Origin of the sequence: Natrinema hispanicum (assembly GCF_004217335.1) — an archaeon.
GTDB lineage: Archaea > Halobacteriota > Halobacteria > Halobacteriales > Natrialbaceae > Natrinema > Natrinema hispanicum.
Map to the genome: position 1 here is coordinate 30,015 of NZ_SHMP01000002.1, position 12,478 is coordinate 42,492.

Consider the following 12,478-nt stretch of genomic DNA (forward strand, 5'->3'; position numbering starts at 1 on the left):
AGTAGACGGTCCGGTAGTGCCGATCTCTAACGATCTCTAAACTACGTGCACTCAGTGCACGCCATTCTAACACAGTATTACTGTCTGTAGTAAGGTGCAGCCATGACTCTCAGCGGCAAACTCTAGTCTAACCGGGGCTTGTTGATCAGTGGTCATTGATCCTCAATCATATTTTTGGTGTGTGAGCCCAAGGTCAGTCGCATGGTTACCGCAGACGCTGCAACTGGCGTCATGCTCGGTCTCGCTTGTGGGGATAGTCTTGGACGTCCAGTCGAATTCAAATCAGCACGTGAAATCGAACACGAGCATGGGACCCTTACCGAAATGGTCGGGAATGGCACGTGGGGACAACCCGCTGGTACAATCACCGACGATACAGACCAAGCGCTGTGTATTGCCCGAAGCGTGGTCGAACAGAGCCAGTTCGATCCAGCCGGTATTGCACGCCGGTTCGTCGACTGGTACGATACAGATCCGTTTGACATCGGGGTTATGACTCGACGGTCGCTCCAGAATTTGAAACAGGGCTATTCGTGGGACGAGGCCGGGCAGGCAGTATGGGAGGCCAGTCCAGAAGGTAGCAACGCCGGTAATGGAAGCGTCATGCGCTGTCCGCCGCTTGCGATCGCCTACGCAACCGACCTAGATTCACTCGTCACCGTTAGTCGAGACTCGTCACAGATCACGCATGCCGATCCTCGATGTACCTACGGCTGTGCTGTACTCAATCTCACGATAGCTGGATACCTCTGCGGTGAGGATCAACCGCTCGCCATGGCGCTTGACCAGGTTCGTTCAGATGCTCCGAATGAACTGGTTACCGCACTCGAGCCGCTTGTTGCAGGCAAAGCCCCGGACCCACTCTCGACGTCGGGATACGTCATCCATACGCTTCAGACGGCCCTCCATGACGCAATCCAGGCAGATTCTTCCGAGGACGCAATCGTGACTGCTGTCAATCGTGGTGGGGACACGGATACGATTGGAGCCATTGCCGGCGCCGTCGCTGGGGCTCGATTCGGTGCGAGTGAACTCCCCGACCGGTGGCTGGCCGAGATCGACGAGGAAGCAGAACTCCGCCATCTCGCCACCGCCCTCCAAAATCTGGGTGGCGACTGATGATCGTCCTCGCGTTCGATCGTGACTGGACGGTCGACGTGAACCCCCATCCCAATCGAGAGGCCGTTTCCCTCGACTGGGTCAGACATTGGGCTCACAAAACCAATCACGAAGTATGGGCTATCGGGAACCAGGATCTCGTTTACGAGGCCGGAATTCCAGGTACTGTCGAAGCAATCCGGCGGTATCACGGCGATCTCGACGTATTGGGTGACCAAGACGACGCTGGACGGTACGAGTGGTGGCCGTCGCGCGAGCGCCGCCTCGAACTGCTCGCTGAACTGTTCCCCAGCGCAACCAGGTACATCGTCGTCGACGATCTCGACCTAGGCCACATAGATGGGTGGGATCACTATACGGCCTGGGAATTTTGCAAAGCACTCGAAAAAATCCCACTGAATGGGTATCTCTCTCTGTCGTCGAACGAGGCCGACGATTCGAACGGTATCGATTCAGAGCACGCCAAGGAGATCTACCGGAAACTTCACACTGCCAACGAAGTCGAGGTCGTCATAGATGTGTGTGGAGGGTACAGGTTTCGATCCAGGGAGTGGAAAAAAGTCCGTCCGTCTACCCTGCCGATCGGTGCACCCCCGACGATCGATTTCACGCTTGCCAGCGGGAAAACGCGCCGAGTACAGCTCCAGATGGTGATCGACGTCACAGTGATCGAAGAGATACCGGACCGAGAAGATGGCGATGACTCTGAAGACACGACCAACGTCGAACCCCCCGGTACAGGACTCATGCTGGGTCGCGCTGACCAGGCCGATTGCCTGACGACCCCGCAACGCGTCGAATTTGCGATCGACGTTCTCAAGGTAGCCACCCAGCTCGACGCTCTACCGATAAAGCTGATGGAGATGTTCACCGATGCTGTCAAAGAAGTTTCCGACGACGACACAGCTCCAGTCGTTCAGGCATCCGAATATACGGCCGAGTATCCGTCACTTCTCCGCCAGCATGTCGATGAATTGTGTACGCTGGCCGGCGTCTCGGATACCGAGGTAAGCCGGCAGGCAGTGTGGTGTCTAATGGAACTGGCCGAGGACGACCCACAGGCCGTATTTGATGCCGTTCCGACACTCAGCATCGCACTCGAACGTGATGACGTCGAGACGCGCTCCTATGCGACGTACGCACTCGCCTCCATCTCGAAGCCCTACCCGGAGGAACTCCTCCCAGCATTCGATACGCTGCTCGAACTGGCCGAAGACGAGAATCAAGCCATCCAGACGAACGCTCTTTCGACCGTGGGTCACATCGTCAGCGGATATCCCGATGCAGCCGTGGAATTCGTCGACTCCATCGCTGCGCTCCTCGAAAGTGATAAAAAACGCATCCGAAACAACGCAGCCGGACTTCTCGGTGATATCGCTCAAGAACATCCCGAGGTCGTGATCGAATACGCCGACGAACTCGCGGCACGATTTGACGACCCAAACATCCAGGCCCGCATCAACGCGTCGATCGCACTCCTCCGTGCTGAGGAGGCAGATCCAAGCGCCATCCGTGCGCAGTCCGATTGGCTTGAGCAGGCACTAGACGATACCAGTCCCGAAGTCCGAGCAAACGCCTGTGCGCTCATTGCGAACTCCGAAGTACCGGCGTCTATCGAAAAGCTGCGTGAACTCCGTAAAGCCGATCTAAATGAGACAGTCAAGGAACGGGCTTCGTGGGCGATCCAGCGGCTATCGTAGGATCACTAGACAGCGATCAGCTTACTCGTCCTAACGCAGTTCCGTTCGAATACTCCGTTATCTCTTCGTATTTGGCTGGTGAGATCCAATTTTACAGCCCACTCGTTGCCACAATCACGATCTCGCAACCGCGACTAATTGCGACTTGCTCGGCGGTAGAGCATTCCACAACCATCTGGCCGAGCTCTCCATGCTCGGCATCCTCGAATGAGAGAAACGAAACGAAGGCAGAGGTGGAGGGATATACTACGAGTACGAAGTCGACGTACCGATTGATGCAGCCCTCTCAACGTTCGAGAATTTACACATGAGCGGTGACTGGATCTGGAGTCACTGCGACAAAACGCAGAGAATGGAGGCCTTTTGTGAGTCTTTGATGATATCGGTCAGCAGAGTGTCACACACCCCCTGTTCGAACGTTTCTTGGGCTGGTGCGACATGACGTTCTACAGAATGACGCCATGTAGTTCAAACAGGTGATTATGTGGAAAGGTCTCGAGTTCGCTCGAGAAGAGTCCCTATCTTCGCTTGTCTAAGGCGGACCCCAACGATGTATCTCAAATTGTTGTTTTTGTGCGCCAACCGGCATGAGGCGCATACTCGTGTGCCTCGAGGCCACGAATGAGTGCAAATCGACCATCCGAGAGCGACTTGCATCGAGATCGACCGGCAAACGAGTACACGAGCGACCGCGATCGCAGCTATCCAGGAGACGTTGCCCGACTGAACGGACACGAACTCGTCGCGATCGACGAGTGGCTGCCAGGCGCGGAGCCAACACCGTACGAACTCAACCTCACTGATGGCTATGAGTATCGGACACGGTACTGGCGCTGCAGAAAGTGCAGCCAAGAACGCAACCATCGCGACGAGTTCACCACCCCCTGTGACAACCCCCAGCCGGCGACTGCCCTCGAGGCAGGTGGCTACTCGATCGACGACCCACGAACTCGCCGTGCACTGAACGAGAAGTTGGATGTCCGCTTTGCGACAGTGGGCCCGGTCTACGAGGTCGAGAGTGAGAGCGGGAACAGTTACAAGGTCGATATCGAGGCAGCGACGTGTACGTGCCCAGATTTCGAACAGCGCCAGCCAGATGATGGCTGTAAGCATCTTCGGCGTGTCGACCTCGAGATCCGGACGGGACTTGTTCCTGCGCCGGATGGCACGTTCAACCGCTAACTGTCGAGTGATCTCGTTGCTCGAGACGGTTTGTATCCCCCGGAAGGGGTGCGGGGGCTCGAAAGGAGCCCACCGCGACAACCCATGAGACAAAGAGAGACAACAATCACGTCGACAGCCACTGAAACAACTCGGTTCCTACATCGAGGGACCACCAGATGACTGACCGCGATGAGTGTCGGATGCCGACGTGTTCGGAACCTGCTCGCGATCGTGCAGGATATGCTGGTCGGTTCTGTTCGGACAGCTGTGAGGTCCGCTACGAGCACCTCCAAGCGGACGCTCGAGATGCCGTAGTGGATGAAGCCGAGGATCGGTACTGATGCTCGAGCAGATCGATCACCGTGGTAAGCGTTTCACGATTGATGACAAGGACGGTGTCGACGATGTCGCTCGTGAACGGTGTCGGCGGGACGAACTGCTCGAACGACAGGCTCAGCGAGAGATCCGTGAACTCGAGTGTGCGAAGGCAGTTGCCGGCCCAGTTGGAAAACACTCCGGAGTTGAGGTACTCAGGCGGTGATACCGGACTGAACTCTTAAGCTGCGTGACTCGATCCTGATCTCCGTGACTTCGAGGATTAGGTCATTCGCTAGTTCGTCGAGTTCCTAACGGATTTCGAATCCCCGGTAGTATCGGTTCGTCAGCTCTTGGAAACGGTCATCGCTCAGTGTGGTCACCCCGCACCGCTTCTCAAGATCAACCAGGACCTCGTTCACGAATGTGACGAGCTGGTCGTCGTCGCGCCCAGCGCAGGGTAGCCGGCGTCCACTGATCGAACCTCAGAATACCAGACAATCACGATATAAAGGACCCGTCAGACCGGACGAGTAGTTTGAGAAGAATATTAACATTCCTCCCCCGCTTTCGAGTAGTAAGCTTGGAAGTCAGGCTTATCTCCCGTGTACGAATCAAAAATCAGCAGGAAGCATCACAGAGAATGTCAGAAAGAGCCGTTTTTCACATCGATGGTGGGGGTGTGGGATGATATTTACACTTCGAAGACGGGGTGTCAGACGCATGGCTTACACATCGATGGCGGGGAGTGGGGAGCATAGTGACAGAACCATAATGTACAGATTCATAGAAAATCGAGGGGCTCGATTTACACATCGACGACGGGGGGCCTCCGGACGGATATACTTCGGTAGAGGTCTACTCACCTGTGACTTGAAACAGGCGAATACTCGCGTTATACACTCTATATCCTCCGGATAAACATCGATGGGGGTAAATCTTTTTAGTGCTGGATTGAGCAGCAAGTATATGGTCGGTAGTAATCAGGATGGTGCGAATCAATCTACTCTCGATGGTGGAACTCGGTCAGAAGATGGCGGTGGGCAAACAAACACGTCTGGTGGGGCGTCCACAGACGAGGGTGCATCCGAAAGGAATGACGCATCTACTAAAGATAGTACCCAGCGATCGATTCGGGAAATGCTCGACGATGAGGGGGAATCATCGGTTTTCGTCAATCGAGATCTCGTTGAGCCAGACACGATAATCGACGAAGAACGGATAGTTGGTCGTGACGATCAGCTCGAATCGGTCGTTTCGTTTCTGAAGCCGACCCTCCAAGGAAATCGCCCTCCGAACATGCTACTGTACGGGCCCGCCGGGACGGGGAAATCACTCATCATCGGGGCAGTCACAAAACAGATCATCGAACTCTGTAAGTCGAAGGGAGAACGGTTTGGAGTCGTCGATATCAACTGCCAGCCGATTAATACTCTGGACCAAGCGGTCTATGAACTCGTCCAGACCGTCGCGAAAGATGTCGATGTCGACATCGGCGTTCCTGAAACGGGTGTCTCCACGAAGCGCAAGTACAGACGGCTGTACGAACTCATCAACGAATACTACGACTCAGTCATCTTTATCCTCGACGAGATCGACCTGCTTGTCGGCCGCCGAGCAAACGAAGAACCCGCCTATTCGAAGCTACTGTATCAGCTGTCGCGCGCGAGTAATACGAACGAAATTGAAGGGCGTGTCTCGGTCGCAGCATTGACGAATGACCCGAAGTTCATGGAGGACATCGACGGACGGGCCGAGAGTTCGTTCAACCCACGAGACATCTACTTTCCTGACTACGATGCGAACCAGTTGCGTGAAATCCTCGAAAATCGTCGTGACGCCTTCCGACAAGACGCCCTCGAGGATGACGTGATTCCGCTTGTGGCAGCGTTCGCAGCGCAAAGCCACGGTGACGCACGAAAGGCTATCGACCTCTTCCGAGGTGCTGGTGACCTTGCTGATGAGCGTGGAGACGAGATAGTCACAGAGGACCACGTTCGTGAGTCGCAAGAGGAGATTGACAAAGATCGCTCACTGAAACTCGTGGAGGGACTTACCACGCAAAAGAAAATCTCGCTGTACGCGACCGCAGCTGTCGTCTGCTACTCGAAACAGATAGGGAGTTCTGTCCCAAGTCCGGTTGGATTCAAAGTCTATCAGTGGGTCACTGATGAACTCGATGCGGACCAGATGACGCGAGAAACGTACGTCAAATACGTCAAAGAACTCTCTACCTATGGATTGATTTCGACATCGCGAAAGAGTCGAGGACGAGGAGGAGGAATGTACATGGAATTTACTTTCACGGGAGATCCGGAAGCGATAATGAACCGGATCGTCGACGACACGCGGTTAGAGAGGATCGTTGAGCAAAAGAATCTCCTCCAGACAGTCGTCAACGCACAACTGAATGAGTTCCACAAGCAGTAGGATAATTAGGCATTCAGAGACTGTTTTGTGTGCCCCTCCCCCCGTGTTCGATGTGTAAACCCGACCTGCTAGGAGGCAAGGTACTCAAGAGGAGTGGAGACACCGATCGTCGATCAGACTGAATTAAGAGCAACACGTAGTCTTTGTCAGGGTCAGGAGATATGCGAGAGAAAACGTTCAGGAGAATTCGTGACCCCCTCCCCCCGTCATCGATGTGTAAATCACGGGAAGGTGGGTTTCTGTCTGGTGATGATGAAGGCTCGATGAGGAAAAGAGACTACGAGAGTCCTGAAAACGACACTGAAAGCGAATGGAACAAGAGCTACAATAGATGTTGTCGATGTTCGGTTAGTCGAAGTGTATTCTTCCTAACTCTTGTTCTTAGTTCTACTACGGGTCTGGTTATCGTGTATTACACATAAATCTTTCCTAGATATTAGGAATTCGTTATTCAAACGCAATTCTTGATCTTGGGCCTGTCTCTGGCGAGTTTCTGGGGGTATTGATGGTTTTAGGAACTTTCTCGTTCTTACCTCCACTCCTTCTGCACAGTTTTACACATCGATGACGGGGGGAGGGAGTGGCTTTGAGATATCCCACGAATGAATCTGGCCAATTCGCGGCGAGTGTCAGCTCGTCAACGTGGCGGTTCATATCCTAACTCCAGTAGCACCTTGTTCCACCTTCCAAACTCGCATCGAGATGCTCTCTCCGCTCTTTCCGAGTATCTGACACACTCGATCATTTGTTCTCTAGTGGGTGATCCTCCGACTTCGTCAGCCAACTCGTACAGTGCAGTGATTAGTTTCTCTCGAGGAATTTTGTTCTGGCCGCCCCGCATATCGATTTCCGACACACCGGTCTGATCTCTATCAGCAGTGTATTTCCCGAACTTCCTTCTAACAGCGGATACCGAGTATTCCCCGAGTTTGTCGTAGTCGTTTTTGACTGTGACTTGCCCGATTCCTAGTGCGATCTGGGACGGTCGTGTTTACGTACCAATTCTCTCGAGGCGGCTGCATGTACATTCTCTCTGCTGGCTGACTCCCATGCAAACGATATCTATGACATATGCGCAAACGTAAGCGCAAACGCACACGAATGCGGAAGCGAAAGCGTGAACGATAACGTGAACGTGTGCGATACCGAAAACGAGCGTTACAGATTCTGTCGGGCGTGTTCACCAACAGCGTCGTTCAAGTCGACCATCGTCTCCTCGGCGGCAGCTTGGAGCCCGACACGGAGGGCAAGCCGGACGATTTCACTTCGGTCGAACACCTCGGAGTGCTCGCGTCCGAGTTCGTCCTCGAGTGCCTGTCCGACCGACTGCATTTTGTCTTCGTTCCCGTCGGCATCGAGCGTCGCCAGTAACGCGGCGATCGGTTGGTCACGGACAGCGATCGTCTTCCCTAACTCGCCCTGTTCGATCGCCTCGAGCGCGTCGACGATCTCGTCGGTGAACGTCGTCGGCCCCTCGGTGTCGACTTCGTCGTTGCGGTCGCCGCGTTGGGTCGCCGCTTTGAGTTCCTCGAGTTCGGCATCGTCGGTCATGCCGAACCATCCAGGCGACGCTGGAGTGCGGTTGCGTTCTCGAGGAACGCCTCGCGTGCGCGTTCGGCGGTCGTGGACGGTTCCTCAAGTGCGAAGACCGTCTGGCCGTCGTCGGCGGCGTTGCGAATGTCCTGGCTGACGGGGACGTGTGCAGGCGCGATCGCGTCGGCATAGTCTTCGCCGAAGGCTTCTAGATATTCATTCGCGAGGTTGGTCCGGCGGTCGACCTTGTTCGGCAAGACCATCGACAGCTCGACAGCGACGTCGAAGCGATCGTGAATCTTCTCGAGGTCGTTTCGGAGTGCCGCCGCCTGTTCGCTCTCAAACGGCCCCATCTCGACGGGCGCGATGACGTGTTTGGTTGCCCACAGACCGTTGTACGAGACGTTGTTCGTCAAACCCGGTAGGTCGATAATTACGGTGTCGTAGCGATCGTCGATATACTCATTGAGGAACTGCTCGAGTCTTGAGTATCGCTCGCGGGCGTCGTCGATGTTCCCGAGGTCGGCATCAAGCGAGTCGAGCCCTGGATGGGCTGGAATCAGATCGACGCCCTCGTCGGTCTCGATAATCAGACTCTCGACGGCCGCGTCACCGAGTTTCGTAGCGATTTGATCCCACTCCTCAGCGAAAACCGTCGAAATGTTCGGCCAGTCGTCACCCTCGTCGATCTGCTCTTGCACTTCTTCCCACACGCCGAAGTGTTTCGCGAGGTCGCCCTGTTTTCCAGCAAGGTCGATCAGCAACACGTCTTCGCCGGCTTCGGCGAGTGCAACGCCGAGATGGGCCGCGGAGGTCGTCTTCCCGGTACCGCCCTTATCGAGGAACGTAGCGGCACGTTTTGTTGTTGTAGACATTTGCGTAACCGTTTGCGCAAACGTTTGCATCGGATATAAACGCTTTCGTGACAGTTCTCTTGAGGCGAGAGTCGTCCTCAAGTCGGTAGATCGATGTTTCGTCACTCATCATGGTCGCTCACCGTCCGTGTCGATCTCACTTTTCGATGGCCGGTCGTCGGTTTCTCCACAATATATGCGTTGGCACACAACGTCGCCGCTATCCTATTGCGTTAGAAGACCTGTCGCTCATCGAGTACGATCAGGAACGTCAACTGGTGGAACCAACCCCCCAGTTCGATCAGTTACAACCCCAGCTTTCAGCCATTATTGATGCCGATCCAGGTCTTGAAGCACCAGTTGGACTGTGAGATTGTCCAGAATTTGCTCTCGTACTCGCGCGCATGTGCGTAAAACAAACACTAGACGCAAACGCGCTCGCGTGATTCTAGTGGTATTTGAGATTCCGAGGTTTGTCGCCGCCGAGAAAAATCTATACAGCTGTATTTGGTTTATGAGATGTGATTTTGCACGCTCGAGTACCGGAGACTACCGAAATCGCCCGCGAGAGCTGTTTTCACATTCACTTGGTTAAAGCCCAGTTTAACCAAGGGAACTTACTAGGGTCGACACTGTACCACACATACGAATGTCTGGATCAACGGATCGACGGGCTACACGCGGGGGCACGACCGTCCACGAAGTCATCGAGAGCTACCTGCGCTATAAGATCAACGCCGACGGTTCGAAGACGACCATGCGCTCACCACTGCGTGAGTTCGCCGACCACTGTCGAGACGAGCGTGATCTCGAGTTCGTCGACGAGCTCACACCCCACGATGTCCGCAGTTACAGCGAGCACCTCTACGACCGCGTCGTAATCGACGAGGACCTGGCGGCTTCAACCGCTCACAACTACTTCGCCTACGTCCGGGCTTTTCTCTCCTGGTCGGTGCGAGAACAACACCTCGAGTCGAACCCGGCGAATACGAACACCGCGATGGACCCGCTGCCAGAGGACGACGGGAAACGCAAGCGCCAGTACTGGAGCGCCGAGGACCGAAAGACGTTGCTCGAGTACGCCACCAAGCGTGTGGACATGGCTCTCGAGGGAACCATCCGGACCGATGTAGAGGCGGCCTTCCGTGACCGGGCGATCGTCGTCATGCTCGATGGCACGGGGGCGCGTGGTGCTGAGTTGTTCGCCGATCCAAAAGACGACAAGCGCAACGGCCTCCAGTGGAAGGACGTCGATTTCGACGAACGGCTGATCGAAGTCTACGGCAAATCACGTGAGTACGAACAGGCTCCGTTCCCCGCAAGCGTCCATGACGTCCTCAAGCGATGGTACCGTGTGCAAGAGCCGACGACCGAAGCGTGGCCCGTCTTTCCGACCGGTCACTACGGCTCGAAAAAGCGCACACTTGAGGATGCACTCGGCGAGAAGGCAGTCTCTCGGGCGCTCGAGGATAGAGGTGACACCGGGAAGACCAAGGTGCTTGACCGCCTCCACCGCGAGCACGAGGTGCCGCCGCCGTCGATCTCGAAAGAGGGCGTTCGCCGACTGCTGAAACGGCTCACCGACGAAGCTGGAATCGATCCGGACGGCGAGTACGATTATCTGACGCTGCATGGCGCTCGGCGGGCACTCGGGCGTGACCTCTATACCAGCGGGATGTCCGAAAAGGCTCAGGAAGCGTTACGACACAATTCTATCGAGACTACCCACGAGGCCTACGCCGACGTCAAGATGAAAGACGTCTCCGATTCGATTGACGACGTTCGTGGGTGAGAACGAACTTGAGATACCCCTTATTCTTCGATTCTGGAATGGCTCCGTGGTGTTCGTCGACGAACTACTCAAACGGTCAGCTAAAACAGCCATCACACTGCTGATGTCCGTTGGCTTACCAGATGCGAGCATAGACAACTTTAGAACAGAGTCAAACTTTAGACAACTTTGCAGCACGACCAAAAAATCGAACCCGACCTTCGGCGGGCCGACGTTGATCTTTTCGAACGGCCGTCCTATCAGGACTTACTCGAGACGGGCTACGGCGGCCTCCAAGACGCCCTCCGTGAGCAACACGACACGACGCTTGCGGAGTTCCTTCGGTCGGTCGGCTACTTCGAGAACGACAGCGCAGGGCTACCAGTGGGGCATCGACGATGAGACGGCTATCGACGAACTCGAGTAGTACATCCGTACACTGTCGCGCCGCCGCAATCTCGCGGACAGCACTGTCGAGACGAAACGCTCGCGACTCGCGACCTACGCGCGGCTGTATCAAGACGTGCATGACAGCGGCAACCTCGCCGATCGCCTCGGCGACCTCGCACACCGGGCCGATGAAATTGAACGCGTACTCGCGGCGTTTGACGAACTGAACCACGACCTCGAAAGCGAGGCGTCGAAACTCCGCTATCTCGGCGATGTTTCACAATTCTACGACCACCTCCAGCGCCGGGGGAAAGCCGCGTATAACCCGGCTGAAAGCATCGATAAGGAATACGACTGGGACCGCCCGGAACCCGACAATCCGGCGCTTTCGAACGAGTACGTCGGCCGGCTCTACGACGCCATCGAGAGTCCCAACGAAGAACTGTTGCTGCTGCCCCTCTGTGTATGAGGCTTGCGTCGCAACGAGGTCGCGGGCTTGCACGTCTCACAGCTTGCACTCGAGAGCGACGACCCATACATCTATTTCGAGGAACGCAAGAATGGCCCCGGCACGGTCGCGTTGCTCTATGGTCGCGAGACGCTGGCCGATCGGATCGACGTCCTCGGCAGCGCCGACCGCGAAAATGGGCCGGCGATTTGGAGCGTCTTGTAGGACGGCGAGAGCAGAAGCGCGATCTGGTTGATACTGAGAAGCGTATCGGCGTAGAGGATGAAGGCGATGAGGAACTCGCCGGGGGCGAGTTCTGAATTGTAGAAGGGTGTTCCGCGTGTATGTGGTTTTCCAGTTGCAACGGCTACACCAGATACGATCAGATCCGTCGAGTGCTTGGAGTGTGTTCTGCTCACAATGTGGACAGGATCGCGCCGCCCAGATTGCCTTGAGACGCCGCTCGACGATGGCGCCGAGCGGCTCGGGCCGAAACGCTACTGGTCCCAGTTCCACAAGTTCTGCCAGCCTCTGACATGGGCAGGGCGTTCAGTGGACATGTTCGTTTCTGCCCGCTCAGAGGCTCTAATACTCTTGGTTCCGCCAGTCTACCGAAGAGCGCTCGTCAAGACAGAGTTAGTGACTCAGAATGAATCAGTTGGTGACGCTTTGTGGGGTACTGAGTCTATATAGCCAGTTGTTCCGCAATTACTGAAATCGAAATGTAGCTAGTGGTGCCAAAGAAATTAGTATG

The 12,478-nt window shown here is 55.5% G+C and carries 10 protein-coding genes and 2 pseudogenes; 8 read left to right on the forward strand and 4 right to left on the reverse strand.

Features of this window, described 5'->3' with window-relative positions; all coding sequences use genetic code 11:
- Positions 1-201: 201 nt before the first annotated feature.
- The 6 genes from BDK88_RS00460 to BDK88_RS00485 all read left to right on the forward strand — a co-directional run bounded on the left by BDK88_RS00460 (position 202) and on the right by BDK88_RS00485 (position 6,728).
- A complete protein-coding gene (locus BDK88_RS00460) occupies positions 202-1,119 on the forward strand; it encodes an ADP-ribosylglycohydrolase family protein (protein WP_130498670.1) in 918 nt (305 codons plus the stop codon).
- Entirely contained in the window at positions 1,119-2,819 is a 1,701-nt protein-coding gene (locus BDK88_RS00465) for a HEAT repeat domain-containing protein (RefSeq protein WP_130498671.1), read from the forward strand. Before BDK88_RS00460 ends, BDK88_RS00465 begins: the two co-directional genes overlap by 1 nt.
- 621 nt (positions 2,820-3,440) lie before the next feature.
- Entirely contained in the window at positions 3,441-4,001 is a 561-nt protein-coding gene (locus BDK88_RS00475) for an SWIM zinc finger family protein (protein WP_130498672.1), read from the forward strand.
- A gap of 158 nt (positions 4,002-4,159) precedes the next feature.
- A complete protein-coding gene (locus BDK88_RS21005) occupies positions 4,160-4,324 on the forward strand; it encodes a hypothetical protein (RefSeq protein ID WP_165396890.1) in 165 nt (54 codons plus the stop codon).
- On the forward strand, positions 4,324-4,524 hold the full coding sequence (locus BDK88_RS00480) for a hypothetical protein (RefSeq protein ID WP_130498673.1): 201 nt from the start codon (positions 4,324-4,326) through the stop codon (positions 4,522-4,524). The genes BDK88_RS21005 and BDK88_RS00480 overlap by 1 nt, the downstream gene beginning before the upstream one ends.
- Before the next feature lie 701 nt (positions 4,525-5,225).
- A complete protein-coding gene (locus tag BDK88_RS00485) occupies positions 5,226-6,728 on the forward strand; it encodes an orc1/cdc6 family replication initiation protein (protein ID WP_130498674.1) in 1,503 nt (500 codons plus the stop codon).
- 637 nt (positions 6,729-7,365) lie between these two features.
- On the opposite strand, the gene BDK88_RS22260 is transcribed toward BDK88_RS00485, so the two are convergent.
- The 3 genes from BDK88_RS22260 to BDK88_RS00495 form a co-directional block, all read right to left on the reverse strand.
- Positions 7,366-7,569 carry a homing endonuclease associated repeat-containing protein gene (locus tag BDK88_RS22260; protein WP_394342654.1) on the reverse strand — a complete coding sequence of 68 codons (204 nt, stop codon included), beginning with the start codon at positions 7,567-7,569 and terminating at the stop codon, positions 7,366-7,368.
- A 317-nt stretch (positions 7,570-7,886) separates the two neighbouring features.
- Positions 7,887-8,279, reverse strand: coding sequence for a hypothetical protein (locus tag BDK88_RS00490; RefSeq protein ID WP_130498675.1), 393 nt, complete (start codon positions 8,277-8,279; stop codon positions 7,887-7,889).
- Positions 8,276-9,136 (reverse strand): ParA family protein, encoded by an 861-nt coding sequence (locus BDK88_RS00495; protein WP_130498676.1) that lies wholly within the window; start codon positions 9,134-9,136, stop codon positions 8,276-8,278. Before BDK88_RS00495 ends, BDK88_RS00490 begins: the two co-directional genes overlap by 4 nt.
- Before the next feature lie 628 nt (positions 9,137-9,764).
- On the opposite strand from BDK88_RS00495, the gene BDK88_RS00505 reads away from it, so the two are divergent.
- Together BDK88_RS00505 and BDK88_RS22265 are read left to right on the forward strand one after the other, a co-directional pair.
- Entirely contained in the window at positions 9,765-10,907 is a 1,143-nt protein-coding gene (locus BDK88_RS00505) for a tyrosine-type recombinase/integrase (RefSeq protein WP_130498678.1), read from the forward strand.
- 168 nt (positions 10,908-11,075) lie between these two features.
- A pseudogene (locus BDK88_RS22265) lies at positions 11,076-11,919 on the forward strand (site-specific integrase); the annotation flags it as partial.
- Between the two features lie 17 nt (positions 11,920-11,936).
- On the opposite strand, the pseudogene BDK88_RS00515 reads toward BDK88_RS22265, so the two are convergent.
- Positions 11,937-12,284 (reverse strand): annotated as a pseudogene (locus BDK88_RS00515) (IS1595 family transposase); the annotation flags it as partial.
- Positions 12,285-12,478: the final 194 nt, after the last annotated feature.